Annotated in this window: 20 protein-coding genes; 13 read left to right on the top strand and 7 right to left on the bottom strand. The window is 56.1% G+C overall.

All coding sequences use genetic code 11. From position 1 onward, the window contains the following. Window positions 1–112 precede the first annotated feature (112 nt). From RUDLU_RS0106980 to RUDLU_RS0106950, 7 genes are all read left to right on the top strand, one after another. A complete protein-coding gene (locus RUDLU_RS0106980) occupies window positions 113–775 on the top strand; it encodes a metal-dependent transcriptional regulator (RefSeq protein WP_027302844.1) in 663 nt (220 codons plus the stop codon). 47 nt (window positions 776–822) lie between these two features. Continuing rightward, on the top strand, window positions 823–1899 hold the full coding sequence (locus RUDLU_RS0106975) for an LptF/LptG family permease (RefSeq protein ID WP_019987643.1): 1077 nt from the start codon (window positions 823–825) through the stop codon (window positions 1897–1899). A 108-nt stretch (window positions 1900–2007) separates the two neighbouring features. After that, window positions 2008–2907, top strand: a complete 900-nt coding sequence (locus RUDLU_RS0106970; protein WP_019987642.1) for a DMT family transporter — start codon at window positions 2008–2010, stop codon at window positions 2905–2907. A gap of 107 nt (window positions 2908–3014) precedes the next feature. Next, complete coding sequence (locus RUDLU_RS0106965) at window positions 3015–4439, top strand: DUF6056 family protein (RefSeq protein ID WP_019987641.1); 1425 nt, start codon at window positions 3015–3017, stop codon at window positions 4437–4439. A 71-nt stretch (window positions 4440–4510) separates the two neighbouring features. Further along, a complete protein-coding gene (locus tag RUDLU_RS0106960; protein ID WP_019987640.1) occupies window positions 4511–5239 on the top strand; it encodes a dolichyl-phosphate beta-glucosyltransferase in 729 nt (242 codons plus the stop codon). A gap of 248 nt (window positions 5240–5487) precedes the next feature. Continuing rightward, window positions 5488–7185 carry a hypothetical protein gene (locus tag RUDLU_RS0106955; protein ID WP_019987639.1) on the top strand — a complete coding sequence of 566 codons (1698 nt, stop codon included), beginning with the start codon at window positions 5488–5490 and terminating at the stop codon, window positions 7183–7185. 378 nt (window positions 7186–7563) lie between these two features. After that, on the top strand, window positions 7564–8202 hold the full coding sequence (locus tag RUDLU_RS0106950) for a response regulator (RefSeq protein ID WP_019987638.1): 639 nt from the start codon (window positions 7564–7566) through the stop codon (window positions 8200–8202). Here the strand turns inward: RUDLU_RS0106950 and RUDLU_RS0106945 are convergent. After that, window positions 8197–8715, bottom strand: coding sequence for a MarR family winged helix-turn-helix transcriptional regulator (locus RUDLU_RS0106945; RefSeq protein WP_019987637.1), 519 nt, complete (start codon window positions 8713–8715; stop codon window positions 8197–8199). The genes RUDLU_RS0106950 and RUDLU_RS0106945 overlap by 6 nt on opposite strands. Before the next feature lie 162 nt (window positions 8716–8877). Between RUDLU_RS0106945 and RUDLU_RS0106940 the strand changes: the two genes are divergently transcribed. The 4 genes from RUDLU_RS0106940 to acpP all read left to right on the top strand — a co-directional run bounded on the left by RUDLU_RS0106940 (window position 8878) and on the right by acpP (window position 13368). Then, entirely contained in the window at window positions 8878–9963 is a 1086-nt protein-coding gene (locus RUDLU_RS0106940; protein WP_019987636.1) for an HlyD family secretion protein, read from the top strand. A gap of 74 nt (window positions 9964–10037) precedes the next feature. Next, window positions 10038–11618, top strand: coding sequence for a DHA2 family efflux MFS transporter permease subunit (locus RUDLU_RS0106935; RefSeq protein ID WP_019987635.1), 1581 nt, complete (start codon window positions 10038–10040; stop codon window positions 11616–11618). A gap of 2 nt (window positions 11619–11620) precedes the next feature. Then, window positions 11621–12934, top strand: coding sequence for a TolC family protein (locus tag RUDLU_RS0106930; RefSeq protein WP_019987634.1), 1314 nt, complete (start codon window positions 11621–11623; stop codon window positions 12932–12934). A 194-nt stretch (window positions 12935–13128) separates the two neighbouring features. Next, window positions 13129–13368 (top strand): acyl carrier protein, encoded by a 240-nt coding sequence (acpP, locus tag RUDLU_RS0106925; protein WP_019987633.1) that lies wholly within the window; start codon window positions 13129–13131, stop codon window positions 13366–13368. Between the two features lie 77 nt (window positions 13369–13445). Here acpP and RUDLU_RS0106920 read toward each other — a convergent pair whose 3' ends face one another. From RUDLU_RS0106920 to RUDLU_RS0106900, 5 genes are all read right to left on the bottom strand, one after another. Next, complete coding sequence (locus RUDLU_RS0106920) at window positions 13446–14156, bottom strand: 2-phosphosulfolactate phosphatase (RefSeq protein WP_019987632.1); 711 nt, start codon at window positions 14154–14156, stop codon at window positions 13446–13448. Between the two features lie 81 nt (window positions 14157–14237). After that, entirely contained in the window at window positions 14238–15329 is a 1092-nt protein-coding gene (gene gcvT / locus RUDLU_RS0106915; RefSeq protein ID WP_027302843.1) for a glycine cleavage system aminomethyltransferase GcvT, read from the bottom strand. A gap of 158 nt (window positions 15330–15487) precedes the next feature. Then, window positions 15488–16951: an energy transducer TonB gene (locus RUDLU_RS0106910; RefSeq protein ID WP_019987630.1), complete on the bottom strand. Its 1464-nt coding sequence runs from the start codon at window positions 16949–16951 to the stop codon at window positions 15488–15490. A gap of 62 nt (window positions 16952–17013) precedes the next feature. Then, a complete protein-coding gene (locus tag RUDLU_RS0106905; RefSeq protein ID WP_019987629.1) occupies window positions 17014–18513 on the bottom strand; it encodes an energy transducer TonB in 1500 nt (499 codons plus the stop codon). Window positions 18514–18649: 136 nt separating this feature from the next. Then, complete coding sequence (locus tag RUDLU_RS0106900; protein WP_019987628.1) at window positions 18650–19294, bottom strand: hypothetical protein; 645 nt, start codon at window positions 19292–19294, stop codon at window positions 18650–18652. A 63-nt stretch (window positions 19295–19357) separates the two neighbouring features. On the opposite strand from RUDLU_RS0106900, the gene RUDLU_RS0106895 reads away from it, so the two are divergent. Both RUDLU_RS0106895 and RUDLU_RS0106890 read left to right on the top strand, forming a co-directional pair. Further along, complete coding sequence (locus RUDLU_RS0106895; protein WP_019987627.1) at window positions 19358–19591, top strand: CBU_0592 family membrane protein; 234 nt, start codon at window positions 19358–19360, stop codon at window positions 19589–19591. Window positions 19592–19676: 85 nt separating this feature from the next. Continuing rightward, a complete protein-coding gene (locus RUDLU_RS0106890; RefSeq protein WP_019987626.1) occupies window positions 19677–20963 on the top strand; it encodes an AGE family epimerase/isomerase in 1287 nt (428 codons plus the stop codon). A 245-nt stretch (window positions 20964–21208) separates the two neighbouring features. Here RUDLU_RS0106890 and RUDLU_RS0106885 read toward each other — a convergent pair whose 3' ends face one another. Next, on the bottom strand, window positions 21209–24034 hold the full coding sequence (locus RUDLU_RS0106885; protein WP_425414107.1) for a serine hydrolase domain-containing protein: 2826 nt from the start codon (window positions 24032–24034) through the stop codon (window positions 21209–21211). Window positions 24035–24051 lie beyond the last annotated feature (17 nt).

Below are 24051 nucleotides of genomic sequence, written 5' to 3'. Positions count from 1 at the left end.
AGACTTGCCTAAATTTTTTGTTCGTCATGATTAAAAACTATTTTTACGGAAGAAATGTTCGGGCTCAACCACCGAAATGTTCGGGGGGGAGAGGGGCATTCCGGTTTCGCTTATGCATTCGTTCACCGAAGAAAATTATCTCAAGACCATCTATTACCTCGCCACCCGGCAACAGGGCGAGGTGACGACCAACGCCTTAGCCGAAATGACGGCCACCAAGGCGGCTTCGGTAACGGACATGCTGCGTAAGCTGGCCGACAAACAGTTGATTCATTATCGCAAGTATCAGGGCGTGCGGCTCACGAGCGAAGGCGAGCGGCTGGCCCTGAAAATTATCCGGCGGCACCGGCTCTGGGAGGTTTTTCTGGTCGATAAACTCGGCTTCGGCTGGGACGAAGTGCACGACATGGCCGAGGAGCTGGAACATATCCGGTCCGACGAGCTGGTGGAGCGGCTCGACAAGTTTCTGGAGCATCCGCAGTTTGACCCCCACGGTGATCCCATTCCGACTACGGCCGGGGCTATGCCGCAGACCGGCTATCGCAAGCTCTCGGAGGTGGCGGCTGGTGAGTCGGTTTGTGTGATGGGTGTGCTCGAACACTCGCCCGAATTTCTACAACACCTGAACCGGACGGGGCTCACGCTCGGTTGTTCTATTACGTTAAGAGAAATTAACGCGTTTGATAAGTCGCTGCTGGTGCAGATTCAATCCGAAAGCACGTTGTTTGTAAGCCACGACGTGGCCCGCAACCTGCTCGTAGAGGGAGAACAATAAGAAATTAAACGCTGTATCCCCCGGCTTGTAGGTCTTTCGCCTATTCTATGAAACTTTTAGACTGGTATATTCTCAAGCGATTTCTGCAAACCTACGTCTTTGTGGTGGCCGTGATCGTGCTGGTGGTCGTGATGATCGACTACACCGAAAAAATCGAAGATTTCAGAAAACACAACGCGCCTACCAACGCGGTTCTGTTCGATTACTACCTCAATTTTATTCCGTATTGGGCCAACTACATCAGTCCGCTGATGGTATTTATTGCCACGGTGTTTCTGACATCGCGGCTGGCGGCCCGTACCGAGATTATCGCTATTCTGAGCAGCGGGGTCAGTTTTATGCGGCTTCTGTTGCCCTATGCCGTTGGGGCGGGTATTCTGGCCGTGTTCACGTATTTCATGGTGAATTACATCATTCCACGGGCCAACAAAACCCGCATTGCTTTTGAGCTGAAATACACCAAAGACGCCTACACGTTCAACGGGCGTAACGTACACCTCAAAATTGCGCCCGATGTGTACGCTTACCTCGAAAGCTATAACAACACGACCCGTACCGGCTATAAGTTTACCCTGGAGCGTATGCAGGGCAATCAGTTGCAGCAGAAACTCTCGGCTGACCGGATTGAGTGGGACAGCACCCGCCGTAAATGGGCTATTGTTGACTATAAAATTCGGACGATTAACGGACAGAATGAGACGTTGCAGCCCGGCACCCGGATCGATACGACGCTCAACATGAAGCCCTCCGATTTTGAGAGTGATTTCAATCTGTTTGAAACCTTTACCCTCCCCGAGCTGAACAATTACATCGACCTGCTCCGTAGCCGGGGAGCCGATGGCATAGAGGTGTACCTGCTTGAGAAATATTCACGCGATACCCGCCCGTTTGCCATTATCATTCTGACGGTCATCGGGGTGATTGTATCGGCCCGCAAGAGTCGGCGCGGGGTGGGGTGGCAGGTAGCGCTGGGTTTCTTTCTGGCGTTTACGTACCTCTTGTTTTTCATGCTCGGCAAAGGCATTGCCGAATCGGGCAACCTGAACCCCCTGCTGGCGGTCTGGATGCCCAACATCCTCTTTGCCGGCATTGGCGTGATTTTGTACCATACAATTCCGAGGTAAGTGTGTTTTTAAGGAGTGAGGAGATAGGAGTGAGGAGTGCGAAAAGCGCCCCAGCGGTAGTTGATTCTCCTTTCTTCCCTCCTCCCTTTCCTCCCTTCTCCCCAAACCATGCAAACCCGTACTGCCGATTATCTACATCTCCATTTTATTGTACTGATCTGGGGCTTTACGGCTATTTTGGGGAAGCTGCTGGATCCACTGTCGCCCCTGGCGGTGGTGCTGTATCGGACCTTGCTGGCCGTGATCGGCATGGGCGCGGTGCTGTGGTACGGACACCGGAACGGGAACCCGGTGGCGCCCGTGTCGAGCCGCGACCGCTGGCGTTTGCTGGGTGTGGGGGCTATTATTGCCGTGCATTGGATGGCGTTTTTTGCGGCCGCCCGGCTGGCCAATGTGTCGGTATGTCTGGCGGGCATGGCTACGAGTTCGCTCTGGGCGAGCGTGCTGGAGCCGTTGCTGTTGCGCCGACGGGTGCGACCGGTTGAGGTGCTGCTGGGGGCTGTGGTGATGGGTGGTCTGTACCTGATTTTTCGGTTTGAGTTCGATAAGGTGGGCGGGTTGCTGGCCGCCATACTGTCGGCTATGCTGGGCGCCCTGTTTACGATCATCAACAGTCAGTTTACGCACCGGTACGAGGCTCTGGTTATTTCGACGCACGAGATGGCCGGGGCTTTTCTAACATCGGTGCCGCTGGTGGGGCTGTACAGCCTTATTTGGGGCCAACCGACCGATGTGTTCTTGCCGCAATCGGGGGCGCAGTGGGGGTGGCTTTTACTGCTTGCCTGGGTGTGTACCGTATATGCCTACACGGCGGGTGTACGACTGTTGCGTAAGTTTTCGGCGTATCTGGCCATATTAACTGTAAATTTGGAGCCAGTTTATGGAATCTTGCTTGCCGTACTCATTTTCGGGGATACCGAGCGCATGACCACTGGGTTTTACCTGGGTACACTGGTTATTCTGGTTGCGGTGATCGGGTTTCCGTTTCTGGCAAACAAAGAAAAATAAGTGGTTTTTAGTTTATAGCGGCCGACGATTCGGTTTCTTGCCGACCGGATAGGCGAGAGTAGCTTGTTCAGTACGAGTGAGTTGCCTCGTTTCGGTCTATTCTCTGTATGAAGTCACCCATCATTCCAATCGCCACCAAACTGGCCGGATTCGGTTTCTTTTTGGCGGTGTTCGTGCCCCTGTTCATTCTGTCGTTTTTTAACCATCCCTCGGCTGCCGACGACTACTGTTTTGCCGATACCGCCGTACGTGAAGGGTTCTGGCAGGCACAGGTCTACTACTACGACTGGTGGACGGGCCGGTACTTTTCTAACTTTCTGGTACACGGCAACCCGCTGGTATGGGGCTGGTACGATGGCTTTCGGCTCATTCCGGCCCTGTCGATACTGGGCTTGCTGGGGTCGGTATTCAGTCTGATGAGCGAGCTCTTGCGCGGGCAGCGAATCACGACGATTCTGCTCACAACGGCCCTGCTGTTTTTCTCGATGATGGTGGCCCAACAAAGCACCGTCGAAGCGTTTTTCTGGACAGCGGCCGTGGCCTCGTACACCGTTCCGACAGCCCTGACGTTTTACCTGCTGGCTGTGATGATCCGCTGGTACCGGCTACCGGCTGCCGGTCTCATTCGGCCGCTGACGGTTGTCTGGGCGTCGTTTCTGGTGTTTGCTATCGTCGGCTCGGGCGAAACCAACCTTATTTTACTCGTTTTATTACTGCTGGCTATTGCGGGGTATCGATTGCTGTTTCAGCGCACGTTTGATCCGTTTCTGGCGGGGCTGGTGCTGGCTGCCCTGATATCGAGCTGGCTCCTGTTCCGGGCACCGGGCAATGCCGTCCGGATGGGCGGCAATCCGCACAGTGGCGATTTTGTGGCTTCGTTTCTGGGTTCGTTTGGCTGGCTGGCCCAGTCGGTCGGAACGTTGCTGCTCAAGTCGCCCCTGATTCCGTTGTCACTGTTGTTTGTGCCCGTGGCCTTGCGGCTCACCCGGTCGGGGAGCCCTGTGCGGCATCTGTTTCAGTTACCGGCCTGGCTGGTGTCGATAGCGTATGTGGGTCTGCTGGCTGCCATGATTTTTCCGTCGTACTACGGCATCGGACTGCCCCCGGCTTTCCGAACCATGAATGTGTTTTACGACATGGCCCTGGTGGGGTGGTTGTTCACCCTCACCGTTTGGGTGAATACGTTGGCACGGCAGGGGGTGATTCATTCCGAGCGGTTGCAGGTACCCATGTGGGCACCCGCGCTGGCGGGTGTCTGGATGCTGACGAGCCTGTACTTTAGCCGACCTATTCGGCTGGTGTACAACGATCTGCTGCGAGGCCACGCGGCTACCTATAACCGCGAAATGAACGCCCGGCGCGAGCAGTTGCTGGCTTCGGGTGAGTCGCTGCGTATTCGGCCAATCAGCGTGTACCCGCCGAGTCTGTTTGTCGAAGACATCAACCCCAATCCACAGCACCTCTGGAATAAGTGTCAGGCGGGGTATTACAAGCACAAAACCATTTTGCTAATGATGAATGATAAACGATGATTGATGAGCTTGCTAACGCGTAAGCCACGTTCATCACTCATCACTTATCGTTCATCACTCAATTCATAATCATGACCGCCATCATTATCCCCTGTTACAACGAAGCCACACGGTTGCCGGTTGCCGATTTTGAAGCGTATTGGCAGCAGTACCCCGAGGTGCGCTTTTGCTTTGTCGACGATGGCAGCACCGACCAAACCCGCGCCCTGCTCGAACGGCTACAAGCCGAGCATCCGGCGCAGGTTGAGGCCCTGATTTTACCGCAAAATCGGGGTAAAGCCGGGGCGGTGCGGGCGGGTATGCTGCACGTAGCGGAACAGGGCCAAGCCGATTTTGTGGGATTTCTGGATGCCGATCTGGCTACGCCCCTGGCGGCTATTCAGGATCTGGAAGCCCGGATGAGTCCACAGCCGGAACTGGATCTGGTGATGGGGTCGCGAATCAAGTTTTTGGGTACCGACATCCGCCGGAACCCCTTTCGGCACTACGCCGGCCGGGTGGTGGCCACGTTTATCAGTAATATTCTGAAACTGGGCGTGTACGACACCCAGTGCGGGGCCAAGCTCTTTCGGCGCGAAACAATTGCGGGTCTTTTTGGTGAGCCTTTTCTGAGCCCGTGGCTGTTCGACGTCGAGATTCTGGCCCGGCTGATCCGGCAGTACGGCCGCGATGGTATCCGGGCGCGGGTGGTTGAGATGCCCCTGCGGCAGTGGATCGAAAAAGATGAGTCGCGGATCAAAATGTCGTATTACCTCAAGCTCTGGTTCGAGTTGTACCGAATCGGGCAGGCATATAAGTGAGAAGCTGTTTGAGTTAATCCCTTTGGCCCGTAAGGGCAGCTTTTGGTCGCTGTCTGCGCCACTTTTTTGGGTCGTAGCAACCGCTACGACCGGCAAAAACTGGCTTGTCAGCAACCAAAATTCGCTCCCTACGGTCTCAAATCGCTAACTCAAACAGCTTCTAAAGGGCGGTAAAGGCTCGTGGCCACATCTTCCCTGATTAGCCGCGAACGAATCCGTCCCATGTATCGAACAAAAAACTTTCCGATTTGAAACTATTCACAAACCGATACGTCCAGACGGCCTTACTGCTTCTTCCCATTGCCGTTTTCTTCGTGTATTTCTTTGCGCTTCGGTACAACATACCGTGGTTCGATGAGTACGAAAACATCCCGTATTTTCTCCAGCGTTTTGTGGATGCCCGTTCGGTTTCTGAGGGCCTCGACGCCCTGCTGAAGCCCAATAACGAGCACCGGGTTCTGTACGCCCGGCTGGTGGTATATGGTCAGTATCTGCTCACGGGTGGGCTTTCGTTTTCGGGTCTTATGCTGTGGGGTAATCTGGGTCTGGTACTCATTTTCGGGCTTCTTTACCGCAGTACGAGTTCGCTGGAGGGGGCGAATCCGCGATTCTGGCTGCTTCCGGTGCCGCTCATGCTCTTTATGGCGCAGAACTACCTGCTCACCTTCACGGCCATTTACACCCTGCAATATTTAGCCATTATTGTGCTGGTGCTGCTCACCTTTTTCGTGCTGGCCTACAACCGGCCCGGTTCGTTTGTGGGGGCACTGGGGCTGGGCGCGCTGGCTACGTTTAGTATGGGTAACGGCATTTTGCTCTGGCCTGCTGGGGCCGCTATGCTCCTGATTCGTCGGCGGTGGTTGTGGCTGGGTGTCTGGCTGGTATTTGGGGCTGTGTGTATCTGGCTGTATTTCCTTAATTACCCCGTGCAACAGGGTAATGCCGAGGGCTTTGCGTACGTGCTGGCTCACCCGATTCAGACCCTGGCGGGTTTCTTCATTTTTGCGGGTAGTCTGTTTGATTTTTTCCCGGCCTGGACCATCGAACGACGGTCGGCCCTTCCATTACTGGCCGGTCTGGCGGTGGTGGGCGTGCTGGCCTGGTGGCTGGTTCGGGTGGTGTTTCGGAAAGAAGCAAACCGCTCGCATTTTGAGACGTTTTTGACCGGGGTTGCCCTGTTTTTGCTGGCCAATATGGCCCTGATTGCGTTTTTCCGGATACGGTTTTACTTCGGTATGGTACTGCACAGCTCGTACCGGACCTACTCCATGGTGCTCTGGGCGGTGGGGTATCTGGCGTTGCTTAGCCTGCTGAAACCCCAAACCCGGCAGCGGCTGGTGCCGGTTCTGTGGGGGCTTTTCCTGTTTGTCAACGTGCTGACCTACGTGACTTACGTGCCCGAGGCCGTGGTGCGTCGGAAACATATGCAGGGGCTCACGTTCAATCAGCAACACAATCAGATTGGCCTGGGCGGTACACATAACTCGCCCTTGGCCCGCTGGATTATTGAACTCGACAGCACCATGCGGGTGCGGCAATGGCACACCCTGCCCAATCCGGCCATCACGCCCGACGAAACCCGTTTACTGCTCGATTCGGCCGGGCGGGCGCAGCTTGGCCCCCGGATTGCCGCGCCGTTCCGTTTGCTCGATCAGCCGGGCTATTTCAACCTCGAAAGCGATGTGCCCGGTTACCGGGTTGGTATGAATAAGGGCACCTACGTGGTGTTCTGGCCATCGGGTGGGCGTAAGTCGGCCTACGTGATGTTTGCCGAGCCCCGCAAGCCAACCGGCAAGAACCCGTTGGCACGGCCCAATGGCTGGCTCACGTCGATGCCCAAAGATCTGCTACCTCCCGGCCGGTATGAGATCGGCCTGTTCGAAACGACACCCGCTGGCTCGCGTCTGGTGCTCACGGATCAGACGGCCACGGTATTGGCAAAGTAGGGGGGGACCACCCCCTAACCCCCTCCTGAAAAACAGGAGGGGGAACAAAAACGTCTATCCTGATAAATAGCAGAAGGCTTTTAAAGACAGTTGTTGTGCTGGTAAGTCTCTTCCATGGCATCTCTTTTAAATACCCTATTAAGTTTCAATACCCTATTAAGCTGGTTATCCAGAGGTTAGTTATTGGTCTGGTAAGATACCCCCTCCTGTTTTTCAGGAGGGGGGGCAGGGGGTGGTAAACCAACCCCCAAAACCGGGAGACACACACGGCTCCCGGTTTTTTTACGACCAGTTACATAAAAATCGTGGGCTGGAACCGCTAAAGATTTGAGATGATTTTCACTTCGGCTTATCTTTCCCAGTAAAGTAACTCTTTCCATGACTACGACTATTGCCATCGCCGATGATCATCAGTTATTAGCGCAAGCTCTGGCCGAACTTATTCACAAATTTGAGGGCTATCAGGTGCTGTACACGGTGGGCAATGGACGTGAGCTAATCGAGCGGCTGGAGCAACAGAATATCCCCGATATTTTGTTGCTCGATGTGAATATGCCCGAGATGGATGGGTTCGAAACGGCGGCCTACCTGCAGCAGCACTACGCCGACCTGAAAATTCTGACCCTCTCCATGATGGATCGGGAAGACCATATCGCGCAGATGGTACGCTACGGCGTGCGGGGTTATTTGCTCAAAGGCTGCCGCCCGTCGGAGCTGCGAAACGCCCTCGACGAGGTACGTACCAAAGGCTTCTACTACTCCGAATACCTCACCCGATACCTGTTGCAATCGCTGCGGAAGCCAGCCACACCGCCCGCCGTTCAGCTGAATGCCCGCGAACAGGAATTTCTCAAACTGGCTTGCAGCGACCTGACCTACGCCGAAATTGCCGACCGTATGTGTGTCAGTACCCGTACCGTAGATGGCTACCGTGAATCGCTTTTTCAGAAGCTCAACGTCAAAAGCCGGACCGGTATGGTGCTCGAAGCCCTGCGGCTTGGTTTGGTGCAGCTATGACCCTTCTGTACCGGGGCAGCCGGGGAAGGCGGTGGGTAGCTTGTCGAGTTCATCGACCAGAAATTTCATCGTGTCGATTAGCTCTTCCAGCCGGTCGGTGCCCAGAATTTGCCGGAAGTGTTCGTTCATTTCGGTGACGCACTCGTGCAGGTTCAAAAACAGCTCCTTGCCGCGTTTGTTGAGGTAGATGACATTGGACCGTGAGTCGCTGGCGTTTTTTTCCAGATAGATATATCCTTCTTTTTCTAGCAGACTGACCGTTTTGCTCATCATCTGCTTGGTAACGCACGCCCGCTTGGCCAATTCGTTGTTGGTGGTGCCGGCCTCTTCAATATTGGCCAGTACGCCCAGATAGCTCAGCTTAAAATCGGCAAATCCCCGGGCCTGAATACGCGGTTCCAAAAAGCCGTCAATAAATCGTTTCAGACGCCACGAAATCCGGCCTAATGACCGCATCCGAATCGTATGGAAGCGGTTAAAATCAAAAGTTACGTTGTCTGATTGGGTGACCATGTCCTAAAAATAGCCGTTTCGGAGGGCATTCAAAAATATTTCCCGAAAGATAGTCAACTTGCTTGACTTTAATAGTCAACCGGGTTTACATTTGCCATCTATAGTCAAACGAGTTGACTATAAGCTTTGTTGTAGGAAACTTTAGAACGGTTACGAAGAGGGATGGCAACGGATTCATCAAATTGGGGCAAGCGGTTGGTAGCGCCCCTGCTGGGGGTGGTGGTAGTGGCTACCGGTGGTTTTTACGGGTTCAATGCGTATCGGCACAACCAGCAGTATGAAACAACCGACAATGCGCAGATCGAAACAAGCTCGGCACCGGTATTGGCGCGGGTGGCCGGGTACGTGCAGGCCGTGAATGTGAGCGACTACGCGAGTGTACAAAAAGGGGTGCCGTTGCTGACCATCGACCCGCAGGAATACCAGTTGGCGTTGCAACAGGCCGAAGCCGATTATCTGCAAACCGAAGCCGACCTGCAAACCGCCCGGGCTGATCTGCAAACCGCACAAGCCAACGCCCGCAACGTAGCGCAGAATCTGAACGTAGCACAGGCATCAGCCGGGGTACAGGCCCTCCGGCGCGACAAAGCCCGGCAGGATTTGCAGCGCGACCAGAATCTGTTCAACGATCAGTCGCTGACCCGGCGGCAGCTCGACGATTCGCGCAATAATGCCGACGTGCAGGAGCGGCAGCTCCAGACCAGTCAGGAGCAGGTAGCCCTTGCCCGTACGGGGCAGGGTGTGGCTGGGGCGGCTATTGCCCGCGCGCAGGCGACGATAAAGAAAATGGAGGCCGTGCTAAAGGTAAAGCAAACGGCTATCGATAACGCCCGGCTGCGGTTGAGCTACGCGCAGGTGTCGGCCCCGATTGCGGGCAAAATTGGCCGGAAGAGTGTGGTGGTGGGGCAATACGTGCAACCCGGTCAGAACCTGATGACCGTCATTGCCGACTCTACGTTTTGGGTAGTCGCCAATTTCAAAGAGACCCAGCTCGAACACATGCGGGTAGGGCAGGAGGTCGACATCAAGATCGACGCGTACCCGAACCTGACCGTAAAAGGCCGTGTGGCCTCGTTGTCGGAAGCTACCGGAGCCCGGTTTGCCCTGCTGCCGCCCGACAATGCATCGGGCAACTTTGTGAAGATCACCCAGCGGGTGCCCGTGAAAATTGAAATCCTGAATCCCGAAACATACCGCGAGCAACTCCGGGCCGGCCTGAGCACCGACGTGGCCGTTAAAGTGCAGTGAATAATGAACAGCTAACAGTTAGCGGTAGGCAGTTAACTGTTCGTTGTTCGCTGCTCATTGTTCACTGAAAAATTATGGAACAAAAAACGGGATTTCGCCGGTGGGTGGTGGTCATTACGGCCATTACGGCAGCCATTATTGAACTGATCGATACCTCGATTGTAAACGTGGGCCTGACTGATATTGCGGGCAATCTCGGCGTTACCATCGAAGATGTGTCGTGGGTGGTAACGGCCTATGCCGTTGCCAACGTGATCGTGATTCCGATGACGAGTTTTTTGCAGCGGTATTTTGGCCGCAAGAACTACTACATCGGCTCCATCATTCTGTTTACCGTTGCGTCGTGGGGGTGCGGTTTTGCCGATAACCTTTGGGTGCTGGTAGCCTTTCGGTTCTTGCAGGGCATTGGGGGCGGGGCCCTGCTATCGACCTCGCAGGGGCTTATGTACGACTCGTTTCCGCCTTCGCAACGCGCAACGGCTTCGGCCTTGTTTGGTATGGGCATTGTGCTTGGCCCTACGCTCGGCCCCACGCTGGGTGGCTACATTATCGACAATTACCATTGGAGCTGGATGTTCTACATCAACGTACCGATTGGTATTGTGGCGGTGCTGATGAGCGTACTCTTCATCGACAAAAAAGCCGACGAGCTGAACATCGACCGCCGGGCTATTCAAATCGATACGGTGGGGATTCTGTTGCTGGCCGTGGGCGTGGGCGCGTTGCAGTACGTACTGGAGCGGGGCGAAGCCGATGACTGGTTTGACAGCCGGGTGATTCTGTACCTGACCGGATTGGCCGTGGTTGCCATACCGCTTTTTATCTGGTGGGAGCTACGCGGCACCCCCGAACCGGTCGTGGACCTGCGGGCGCTCAAAAACCGAAACCTCGCCATCGGGTCTATTCTGGTGGTGGTGGTAGGCTATGGTCTGTTTACCTCGGTGCTACTGTTTCCGTTGTTTGCGCAGCGTATTGTGGGCCTCACAGCTACCCAAACGGGTGTTTTGCTTATTCCGGGGGGACTGGCTACCCTTCCCATGTTTATCCTGACCGGGCGGCTGCTGGCCAAAGGGGTTTCGCCCCGAACGGTGGCTATTGTCGGATACGTGGCCTTTGCCTCATTTTGCTTTATCATGTCGACCTACAATGCCGACACCTCGAACGGCGACTTTGTGTTTGCGCTCGTGATTCGGGGTATTGGGCTGGCATTTGTCAACGTACCCCTCATCAACCAATCGGTATCGGGGCTTGAGCCGCGTCAGATGCCCACCGGCATCGCCATTGTCAACATGATGCGGCAGTTGGGCGGGGCGTTTGGCATTGCCGTTACGAACACCTACGTCACCCAGCGGTCGGCGGTGCACCGGGGCGATCTGATTACCCATATCTCGCCCGATAATCCCCTCTGGACCGAGCGTTTCAACGCCATGACCCAGGGTCTGGTGGCCCGGGGCATGAACGCCGTAGATGCCGGTACGGCCGCTCTACGCAACATGGACCTGATTATTCAGAAACAGGCCCTGATGATTTCGTATCTCGACACGTTCCGGCTGGCCGGGTTGTTTTTCGCCTTGTCGTTTCCGCTTTTGTTTTTGCTCAAAAAGAAAAAAATGGACCCGGTAGCCGCCAAAGCAGCCGCCGATGCCGCCCATTGATCATGAAATACACCTCACTCATCTGTTTTCTATTTCTGACCGCGCCAGTTTGGGCGCAGCCCGCCCTACCCGACGAATTGCGGGTGCTGATTGGGCAGGCCAATACCCATTTTCCCCGGCTCAAAGAGCAGCAGGCCCTGGTTCAGGCTGGTGAGCTGCGCACCGATATTGCCCGTACGGCCCTACAGCCGGTCGTTTCGGCCAACGCGTCGTACCAGTACATTAACCCGGTGCCCAAGGCGAACCTCCCCGTGAACGGCCGCGATGTATCGGTGCAGTTTCAGCCCAATCATAACGGCAATGCGTCGCTCAACGTGGCTGTACCGATCTATGACTGGGGGCGCACCCGTGCCAACGTGGCCCGCGCGCAGGACGATGTGCAACTGGCCAAAGACAACCTCGAACTTACCCGCTTCAATCTGGCGTATCAGGTGGCCGGGGCTTACTACGGTATCGGGTTTCTGCAACGTAGCCTGGCCGTGCAGGACTCAGTCATCAAAACGGCAACGGGCAATATTCAGGTGATTGCAAACCGGCTCCGCAACGGGGATGCGCTCCAGTTCGACGTGCTCACCCAGCAGGTACGGCTCGAAACGGCTAAAAACCGCAAAATCGACATACAGAACCAGCTCGACCGGCAACGCGCCCTGCTTACTTACCTGACCGGTGTGCCCACGGCGGCCCAGACAATTGGCGAAGCCGCCCGCCGTTTCGACGGGTTTGGGGCACTGCCCGCAACCGACCAGACCGATGCTCTCGCGCAAACCGCGCAGGGAGCCAACCGGGAACTGGTGCTGGTGCAGGATCGGGTACGGCAGGCCGAGGCCGACATTCGGTCGACACAGTTGGCTGCCCGACCCAGCCTTTCGTTTTCGGGGGCTGCGGGCTACCGCAATGGGTATTTGCCTGAGATCAACCGGCTACGGTTCAACGAGGTGGCCGGGGTAAATCTGTCGGTGCCGCTCTACGCGGGCAAGCGGTACAAACTACAGGAGCAGGCTGCGCAGGTGAACCTGACAGCCAGCCGGTATGCCGTTGAAACGGCCAACGCCCAACTGCGGCAGAATATTGAGCAAACTCTGGCCGATATGCGGGCCAACGCGGCTCGTTTGCAGAACCTGAGCACCGCCGTCGCCCAGGCCGACAAGGCCCTCGCGCTGGCTCAGACCCGCCTGCGTAATGGGGTGATTACGCCGGTTGAGTTGCAGGCCGCCGAAACGGGCGTTGAAGAGGCTCGCCTGGCCCAATTGTCGTTTCAGTATCAATTATTGCTGAATCAGTTAGAATTAAAACGACTGTTGGGCGAGAATTTATAAGCTTTGTGCGAAGCAAGTGGGTGACTGAATGGCCCAAAAAACCGTTGCCGGAGGCTTCTGAACCACTCATCCCTGCCTGGCAACCGGTGGTCATTCGTTTCATAAAAATTCCTAATTCAAAACAACAAATGAGCTTGTCTGGCAGTTACTTAACCAGATAACACCACGACAAATTACAAACCCCGACAACAGGTATGAAAGAGAAGATTATCGATATATTAAACGGTTTCGGGGTGGAGCGAACAGCCATCACGGACGACGTTCACTTCACGCGTGACCTCGGACTCGACAGTCTCGACACGGTTGATCTGATCATGCAACTCGAACAAGAGTTTGGCATCCGAATTCCCGACGAAGATTATTCGAAACTCACCACCCTGAGTGGGGTTATCAACTACCTCGAAGCCGAACAACAGGTCGAACAGCCCGTTTAAATCCGGTCTTGAGACTATACGACAACGGCCCGGTTCCTGCACAGGAACCGGGCCGTTGTTTATAAGTAGCTTACCCCTTACCGTCCCATATTGACCAGGGCATTGCCGCGCAGTACGGGTACTACGTCGTACAGGTCGTGTTGCAGGCAGTAGGCAATGTCTTTCTGAATACCCAGACGTTGCAGCCGCCGGATGTGCGACGAGTTGGCGAGGTACTGAATGAGGTTATCCTGCCCCTGACAGTACAGCCGCCAGGCCATAATGGTGCTGTCTTCGGCCATCATGTACGTGTCTTTGAGCCGCTCCACCAAAGCCCCGGCAAAGAGGGTGTCTTCCAGATTGAACCGGCCTTTCCAGCCCGCGCAAAGCACCAGTACGTCGTACGGTTGCGATTTGAGGTAGCGCACAATGGCATCCAGATTCAGAAACGACCCCACCAGTACTTTCACCGCCGACCGCGACTTGGTGATGGCCAGCGTGCCGTTGGTGGTGGTCATGGCTACCTGCGCCCCCCGAATGTGGTCGTCCATGTAGCTAAACGGCGAGTTGTCGAGGTCGAAGCCTTCTACTTTCTGGGCGTTGCGCTCGGCTGCGGCCAGAAACCCCCGGCTTTGCAGGTCGCGGCACTCATCCACCGTTGCTACGGGGATAATACTCTCAACACCGTACGCAAAGGCCGTAACCATGCACGAAGTGGCCCGGAACACATCGGCTACCACCACAATCGTGTTGTCGATCTTGTGCAGGTGGAGTAGTTCGGGGGTAATACAAACGTCAATGTTTTTCATAGGGGAGAAGGAAAACCGGAGAAGGGAAAAAGGTGTGAAGAGTACATAACCCTTCTCCTTGTTCCCTTCTTCCCATTCCCTTTATTTCTTGATAAATGGCAGTTTAACAACCTGAGCTTTCAGCAGGCGGTCGCGTACCTGCACAAAGAGTTCGGTGCCGGGTTTGGCTAGTTCGGCGGGTACGTAGCCCATACCGATCCCCTTGCCGAGCGTGGGCGACTGTGTGCCCGACGTTACCTCACCCACCACCGTGCCGTCGGCCGTGCAGAGGGGGTAGTGCGCCCGCGGAATGCCCCGGTCGAGCAGCTCGAATCCCACCAGTTTGCGGGTTACGCCCTGCTCTTTCTGGGCTTTGAGCACGTCGGCGTCGATAAAATCATGCGAGAATTTAGTGACCCAGCCGAGGCCCGCTTCGATAGGCGAGGTCTCGTCGCTGATGTCGTTGCCGTACAGGCAGTAACCCATTTCGAGCCGCAGGGTGTCGCGGGCTCCCAGCCCGATGGGCTTGATACCGTGGGGGGCACCGGCTTCCATAATGGCATTCCAGACGGCCTCAGCCTGATGGTTGGAGACATAAATCTCGAAGCCACCCGCGCCCGTGTAGCCCGTAGCCGACACAATCACGTTGGCCTGACCGGCAAAGTCGGTTTTCTCAAACGTGTAGTACGACATGGCGTCGAGCCTGGCATTGGTGAGCGGCTGTAGCGCCTGAGCCGCCAACGGGCCCTGCACCGCAAACAGACACATACCATCTGAAACATTCACCAGCTCCACGTTCAGGTCGCCCACGTGGCTGTTGATCCAGGCCCAGTCTTTGTCGATGTTGGAGGCATTGACCACAAGCATAAACTCAACCGGGCTAATTTGGTACACGAGCAGGTCATCGACAATGCCGCCTTTGCCGTTGGGCAGGTAGCTGTACTGCACTTTTCCGTCGAAGAGCAGGGTGGGGTCATTGGCCGATACGCGGCTGATGAGCGCGCAGGCATCGTCGCCTTTGACAATAAACTCGCCCATGTGCGAGACATCGAAGATACCAACGCCGTTGCGAACGGTGTGGTGTTCGTCGAGGTCAGACGTGTAACGAACGGGCATATCGAAGCCCGCGAACGGGATTATCTTGGCTCCAAGCTGTTGATGAAGGGAGTGGAGCGGTATCTGTTTGACGGTCATAGTGCCGCAAAAGTACGGAAATTAGGGGTTTGATCGCACGATTGAACAGGAACGCGGATGACACAGATCAGGCAGATGGACGGAGATTAGTCTTTTAGCTATTAATCCGCGAAAATCTGTTCAATCTGCGTCATCCGCGTGCCAATCCCCACTATGTATTACCGCAATGCAAAGTTGATCGGCAGTTTGTACTTCACCCGTACCGGTCGCCCCCGCTGAATACCCGGTTTCCAGTTACCATTCATCGCTTTTACCACCCGCATGGCTTCGGCGTCGACAGCCGGGTGAACGCCCTTAACCACTTCAAAATCGCAAAGTGTGCCATCCGTGCAGACCACGAAGCTCACAAATACCTGGCCCTCGACCCCGGCCCGTTGGGCAGAGGCAGGGTAACGGAGCGTAGAGGCTAAAAACTGCGAGAGCCCCTGCATACCCCCCTTAAACTCGGGTTGCTGTTGGGGTATTGTGTACCGCACCGTATCGGGTTGGTTAGCAAAGGTAGCCTTGCCGAGCGTAAGCTTGCCTTTGTCGTAGTCTTCCACGTAGCTAAACGAGCCATCGGCAAATTGACCTGTCCAACGGCCAACTTTCATACCCTTTTCAAAGGTGCCGCGCTCGGTAAACAGCGTTCTTCGGCTGGTATCGGCATAGGAAGCGGCCGATTCGGAGATGGCCACGGTGCCGCTGCCTTCGCTAACCAGTTGAGTGCCGGTGCTGTCCCAGTAAGCGAGCATCTGCTCCGATTCAGGGGCGATGTTCACCATAACTTGTTCGCGGGGACGCGTCCGGATCTGCTTCAACTGCCCATCGGGATACCAGGTCTTCTGGACAATACGAGCCCCGTCGAAGGCGTCCTGCCGGAGTACGGCCCCGTTGGGCATCCGGTCGGTTTGGCGCACAAGATTCCGATCCAGATCGTACACGTACGTTTCAAACGCCTGCCCATCGTTGGTGATCTCGTACTGATACCCAAACGGGCGCTCGTTCACGTCGCGGTGACCCACCCGAAACGCCAGATTGGAGGACGGGGCGTTTTTGACGGGTTCGCGGTAATACGTCATTTCGGCTTCTTTTTTCCATTTACTGCCCGAACGCACGTAAAACACGAGGTTGCCCGTAGGCAGCCCTGTCGTGTCGGTCGGAACTTCCGACCGGACAGCGGCTGTATCCGACGGCGCTATGGAGCGAAACCGTTTATCGTAATACTGAATGGCAACGCCGTTTTCGTACTGCAACGGGGTCGTTGCCCGGAAGAAGACGGGTTGGGTGATAATCTGCCGCACGGGCTTACCGTCTTTCAGGGCAGGTTGCCAGGCGTTGAAAAGCCGAAATGCCCGTACGGCTTCGCGGTCGCAGTCGGGGCGCAGGGGTTTAATTACCGTGACTTCGGCAATGCGCCCGTCGGGTTCTACGATGCCCTGCACCACTACCATGCCTTTAACGTTGGCTATCTGGGCCATAAACGGCTTGCGCACATTGGCCGTCAAAAACTCGTTGAGAATGGAGGCCCCGCCTTTGGGTACGGCCGGGCGTTCGACTTCAAAATCACGGTAGGCCGTTTGTTGGGCTTGCGCGGTGAGGCCCGCCAGCAGACAGAGACAAAACAGCAGGGTGCGGTTCATAACAGGGTATTGGTTTGGATACTTTAGGGGACAAATAAATCAAAAAAAATAGTTGAAACAGCCTAATCGGTAACAAAGTGAATCGGGAGTGTAGAAGCGGCTTTGACTGGCAGGCCGTTCTGATAAGCCGTTAGCCAGAACGGCACCCGCTGCCGGTTCATGAGCCTGACCACCCGCAGGGCTTCGCGGTCGGCGGCCGGGTGGAGGCTTTTCGTTACCCGAATATTAGTGGCCCGGCCGTAGGTGTTTACCTCAAAGCTGACCAGCACATGCCCCTGTACACCTCCCATTTGGTCGCGGGTTGGGGGCCGAAGCTCGTGCGCCAGAAATCCGTTCAGCCGGCCGAAGCCCCCCATGAGCATGGGGGGATGGTCGGTTGGGCGGAACGTGAGGGTATCGGGTTGCCCGGCAGCCCAGAGAAGTTCGTGCTGAAGCAACCCCTTGTCGTAGTACTGCCTGTAGAAGCAGGAACTATCGGTATAGGACATTTGCCAATAGCCCTGCATACGGCCGTTTTCGTACTCACCCTCTTCAACAAGCTCAACCAGTTGCCGGTACCGTACCCCCGAATTTACGTTTACTCGCCGACTGAATTTACCCCGGCCTTCTGTAACTTGTTGATGGCCGGTGCTGTCCCACAGAGCCAGCAGCTGCGATGGTAGCTGCGCTTGTGAAGGCAGGATAGGCGACTTTGGGGCATAAACGATCTGTACATGGCCGACGAGCCCCGTGTGCGACCAAATCTGCTTGATTTGCCCACTCGGATACCATTCCGTGATGATGTAATACCCGCTCAGTTGCTCGGTACTTTTGACCACCATCCCGCGGTCGTCGCGGTCGAGCCGCAGGCCTATCGTTCCGTCGGGACCCTGTACATACTCGGCCAGGATGCCTCCGGTTTTGCTCAACTGATACACCGGCCCAAACCCCGATTGGTTAGGCATCCGATGAATGAGCAGTGTACCACCCCGAAACGGCTCTATCGATAAGGCAATGGTGGTCTCTTTTTTCCATTGACCCTCCTTTCGTTTGAAAAGCTGAAGGTCGCCGGTAGGCAGGCCCAACGTGTCGGTGGGGATTTCGGAGCGGTAGAGGGCCTCCGTGTCGGTGGGAGCCACCCGATTCAGGTTGGCGTCGAAATGCCAGGTAGCCAGACCGTTTTGGTAATCAACGGGTTCGTTTGGGTGGAAATACACGGGGCCCGTGACGCGTTGCCGCACGGGTTGGCCGTTTTTAAGGGCGGGTTTCCAGGCGTTGAAGAGCGAAAAAGCCCGCACGGCCTCGCGGTCACAGTCGGGCCGCAGTGATTTAAGCACCGTGACTTCGGTGATGCGCCCGTCGGGCTCGACAATACCCTGTACCACTACCAGGCCTTTGACATTGGCCACCTGCGCCATAAACGGCTTACGCACGTTGATGCTCATAAACTTATCGAGCCAGATTTGCCCCCCACGCGGCTCGGTGGGCTGGTCGACTTCATAGTCCGGGTAAATAGTCGACTGGGCAAACGTTGCCCCTTGAATCAGGCAAAAGCAAAGAGAAAGAATAAGTCGGTAAGGCACGGATAGTGAATTATCGTTTCTTTAAAAGTAAACAATTTCTCGTTTCTCCGTAGATCATATGCATACTTTTTAGGGAAATAAACAGGCAGTACAAACCGGCTCGCTACCGGTCGGCCCTGCTGTCGAAGCTGTACACTTACAGCGGGGTGGTGTTATGCAACGTAATCCGGTCGACCCGTGCGTCGATGAGCCGTTCCAGTTCGTCGGGGCTTGCGCCATCGGCTACGATCTTAACTCCCAGCGTACTAGACGCCTGCTGCCGAAACGCCAGCGCTTGCTCCACCGAAAAAGAGGTGGGTAGGATACCCGTGGCATTTTTGACAAAATCGGCCCCGGCATCGGCGGCTGTCTTTAGCATTCGGCCCAGTTCCTCGTCGGTCAGCAGGCCCGACTCCAGAATCACCGTGAGGGGTTTTTCGGCGGCATGGGCTACGGCCACCAGTTTTACCAGCTCAATTTTGAGCCATACCGACGTGGGCGAAAACAGGGCCGAGGTGTTCAGCACGACCTCCACCTCCGACGCGCCGTCGCGGAGGGCCAGTTCCAGTTCGAGCTGTTTGGCCTCGGTGCGGGCGTATCCGTAGGGGTAGCCAATCACGGCCGAAAGGCTCGCCGGGTGGTAATCACCCATTTCCCGACGCCATTTTTTTACCCAGAACGGAGCCACCGTCAGGCCCGCCAGGCCCAGTTGGGTAACCTCGTCGAGAGCTTCGTACTGTTCGTTGATGCGGATGTCGGGCCGGAGCAGGGTCCGTTCGATATAGGGGAACAGGTGATTCAAGGCGGATCGGGGGTAGGTGATCGAAGACGCAATTTTACAACCGGGATGCTCTACTTTTGTTGCATGAATCTGTTAATTGAAACGTTAGGGTGGATTGCCTCCGTCCTGATTGTGGGCTCGTACGCCCTGAACCTACGGGGTACCCTGGCCGCCAGCGACCCGCGCTATATCTGGAGCAACATTGTCGGCGGGCTGTTTTTTGTAGTCAACACGGTACATCACGGGGCTTACCCATCGGCGCTGGTCAACGTCGTTTGGGTGATCATTGCGTTTGCTGCCCTGATCCGGAAAAAGTAAAAATACCGACCGTTCGGGCGCTGGTACACCAAGATTTAGGCCGATTCTGGCTTTTGCCTGCTGAAAGCCCTTATCGCCCAACGCCATGACCCCTCCCGACCTGCGCCTTTGGCAGCACGAACTTGAGCAGGAGCTCAAAGCCATTCTGTCGTACTGGCAACGGTACGCGCCCGATCCCGTCAACGGCGGTTTTTACGGGGCCGTAGGCTACGACAATCAGCCCCGGCCCAAGGCCGAGAAGGGCGTGGTGCTTAATAGCCGGATTCTCTGGACGTTTTCGGCAGCGGCCCGGCATACGGGGCACGACGAGCACTATTTGCCCACGGCCAAACGGGCCTTCGACTACCTGAACACGTACTTCCGCGATCGGCAGTATGGGGGTGTGTACTGGATGCTCGACGCGAAAGGTCAGGTTGGTCCCAACCCCGGCACCGACGATAGCAAGCAGCTCTATGGGCAGGCTTTTGCGGTGTACGGCCTGAGCGAATACTACCGCGTTACCAAACACGAGCCCGCTTTGGCGTTTGCTCAGGAGGTGTACCGCGCCATGGTCAAACATGCGTTTGATACGGACCCGGCGCGCAAAGGCGGTTATTTCGAGGGGTTTGCCCGCGACTGGGGTCCAGCCCGGCAGTACGCCATTTCGCGCAAAGACAACGGCGAGTCGAAGACCATGAATACGCATCTGCATATTCTGGAGGCTTACGTGAGCTTGCTGCGCGTGTGGCCCGATGCGGGCCTGAAAACGCAGGTTCGGGGGCTGCTGAACAATTTTCTGGGGCAGATTATTAATCCGCGCACGCACCGGATGATTCTGTTTCAGGGCGACAACTGGGAAATCCGCCGACCGGGCATCAGCTACGGGCACGACATTGAAGCGTCGTGGCTTCTGCTCGAAGCGGCCGAGGTGCTGCACGAGGCTGAATTGCTGTCACGAGTGCGCCGTGAATCGGTCCTGATGGCGCGGGCCGCCTTGTCGGGCGTTGACCCCGATGGCGGCATGAATTACGAGTACGAAGGCCCCGACGAAGATAAACCCACGCAGAGTCATCAGCCGGGCGCGGCCGGGCAACCGCACGCGGCTCACTGGAACCGTGAACGCTCGTGGTGGGTGATGGCCGAAGCTATGGTCGGGTTTATGAATGCCTACCAGTTAACCAAAGACCCTCTTTTTCTGGAACAATCGGCCGCGAGCTGGACCTACACGAAGAAGCACCTGCTTGATCTCAAAAATGGTGAGTGGTTTATGGGCGTCGATCCGGCAGGACAGGTACGGGGCGACACTAAAATCAGCCCCTGGAAGTGCCCCTACCACAACGGCCGTGCGTGTATTGAGATGAGCGAGCGCATCGGCAAACTGATTGATAAATAGCCGAAAAGCCCGTATCCGTTTTGTATAGTTGAAAAACAGGACTGACTCAACACGACTATGGCGATTATATTGACTACTGACCGCACGTTCAATATCGGGGCCTACTTTACGAAGAAAGGCATCAAGGTTGAATAAAGCAGACAGGCCCGGCGGAGATTTCGCCGGGCCTGTCTGCTTAGTGAATAGTATAAAATGTGTAATGTGCTAACTGATAAACAGCATACAAACTAACCGTCCGTCTAGCCTTAGATACCGCGCTTCATGGCTTTGTACAGGGCCTCCATCACGTTGGTGCGGATATTCATCGAACTGATCTTATTGTTTTCCCGCGTTGGGTACACCCGGTTCGACAGGAACACGTAGCTCAGGTTATACGCCGGATCGACCCACGTAAAGGTACCCGTGAAACCCGAATGGCCAAAGCTCGACGCACTGGCCGAACGGGGCGCATTGGCGTTGTATTTGTACGCTGGTTTCTCAAAGCCGAGCCCCCGCCGATTGCCCAATTCCGGGAATTGGTAGCGGGTAAACTCCGTCAGTACGGCCGGGCTCAGGTATTGGCGACCACCGTATGAGCCCCGTTGCCGGTACATCTCCATCAACTTCATGAGGTCGTTGGCTGATCCAAACAGGCCCGCGTGGCCCGACAGCCCATCAAGCATGGCGGCTCCTTCGTCGTGTACCCGTCCCCAAATGAGTGTCTTACGGAACAGCGAGTCGTATTCTGTTGGCACAATGCGGTTGAGCGGATACGACAGCCGGGGTCGGTAGGTGAGCGTCGTGGCACCGAGGGGCCGGTAAAACGTCTTCTTCAGGAATTCTTCAAAGTCCTCGCCCGTTAGTCGCTTCACGATCTGCGGGTAGAGGTAAAACGAAAGGTCGCTGTACACATATTCCGATTCGCCGGCCGCTTTCTTCTCATTCAGCGGAGAGTCTTTGATCTCCTCAAAAATCCGGTCGGGGTATCTGCGGTGCAGAAACAGGCTGTCTGTTACTTCAATCGGGTACCGGCGCGAACGGGTGGTACTAAACGTTTTCGGCTTGAAAGAACCGTCTTCGTTTTTGGTTTCGCGCCAGAACGGAATCCAGGCCCGTAGGCGCGCCTGATGCGTCAGTACATCGCGCCAAACCAAATTCGCCTTGTTCGACCGCTTGTAATCCGGCAGGTACGCGCTCATGGTCGCATCCACATCGAACAGGCCGAGGTCTACGAGCCGCATGAGGGCGGGCGTCGAGGTACTGATTTTGGTCACCGAAGCCATGTCGTACAAGTCATCGAGCCGAACGGGGCGGGGTGTTACGGCCACAGCCGGTTGGCCCAAAGGTTCGGAGAAAACCGTTTGCCCGTACGCTTTACGGAATATCACTTTGCCATCTTTTGCCATCTGTACCACGCAACCGGGATACGCCTTGGCCTGCAAACCGGCGTTCACCACCGAATCGACCTGCTGGGTCAGGTAAGCCGACGAAATACCGACTTCTTCAGGAATGGTGTACTTCAACCGGCCGAGGCTGAACGTAGTGATACCGGCCCCCAATTTGTACTGGCTGTTGACCGTTACGGGCAGTCGCCCCGAAGCCCCAATGGCCCCAAAAATCAGCTGGGCCGAGAGTTCTTCGGTCAGGGGAGTAAGCTGGTAAGGCATTACCAACGCCCGCGCCCGGTCAATACCGGGTAGCTTGTCGATGGCGTAGGCATTGCCAAAAACGGTAATCACGGCCTTATTCGTAGCGGCCAGTTGCTGTACGAGAGCGGCTGTTTTGGCCTGCATACCGTATCGCGCGCCCGGCCGGATGTTGCTCAGGTGTACATCTACCAGCAGGAGGTTGTAGTTGGCAAGCTGCGCCTGAATCCGGGCGAGCGTGCTGTCGGCCATGGCCGATGTCAGGTTGAAATGGTCGACCTGGGTATAGTTGCCCGCCATTTGCTGGAAAGCCGTGGGGGTGGGAGCTTCGAGCGCAACGGTCGCAATACGCAGCGAGTCGAGGTTGCGGAGAGGGAGCAGGTTTTCGTCGTTTTTGAGCACCGTCAGCGATGCTTCGATCAGTTTGCGGTTGATCAGCTCCGACTGAGGCTGGTTGAGGTCGGCCACCAGATTGTCGAGCACTGTGGGCTTATAAGCATCCAGACCCACCCACGCTTTAGCCAGAAGCACCTTCATGCAGCGGGCATTGATGCTGGCCTGCGTAATACGCCCTTCTGCAATAGCCTGCTTGATTTCGGCAATGGCGCGGGGGACATCTTCGGTAAATTCGAGTACATCCATGCCGGCCTCTACGGCCATCCGGTCCGAAACGCCCGCCGGATAAAACTTGGTCAGGCCTTTCATGTTCATGGCGTCGGAGAACGTCAGCCCCTGAAAACCCAGCTCATCACGCAGGAGGTTGGTCAGGATTTTGGGCGAAAGGGTAGCCGGGAAGTTCCGGGCCGAGTCGAGGGCCGGAATGCTCAGGTGAGACACCATCACGCCAGCCGCTCCGGCATTGATTAACTGCCGAAATGGGTATAGTTCCAGACTATCCAGTTGCGCCCGCGACTTGGCAATCACGGGGAGGTCGTAGTGAGAGTCGACACCCGTATCGCCGTGGCCGGGGAAGTGTTTGATGCTGGTCATCAGGCGGTTGTCCTGCATGCCGCGCATATACGCCAGCCCTTTGCGTGTCACGGCGTATTTGTCTTCACCGAAGGCCCGGAAGTTAATAACCGGGTTGTTCGGGTTGTTGTTGACGTCGACAACGGGGGCGAAGTTGACATGGATACCCAGCCGTTTGCACTGCCGGGCCATGTCGGCGCCCATCTGGTAAATCAGGTCATCTTGCCCGGCCATGCCACCGAGGGTCATCTGGTACGGAAACCGCACGGTGCTGTCGAGCCGCATACCCAGGCCCCACTCGCCGTCGATAGCAATGAGCAACGGCACTGCCGACAGAGCCTGCAACCGGTTGACGAGCTTGGCGTGTCGGACGGGGCCACCCTGAAACATCACAACTCCGCCGAGACGGTGCACCCGAACGAGGTTGGAGAGCGAGTCTTCGTACGCCTGATTACGGTTGGAGTATCCGGCCACCATAATGAGCTGGGCAATGC

It is taken from the genome of Rudanella lutea DSM 19387, from assembly GCF_000383955.1.
Lineage (GTDB): Bacteria > Bacteroidota > Bacteroidia > Cytophagales > Spirosomataceae > Rudanella > Rudanella lutea.
The sequence above is the reverse complement of the archived record's forward strand: the minus strand, read 5'-3'. Positions and strand labels throughout refer to the sequence as shown.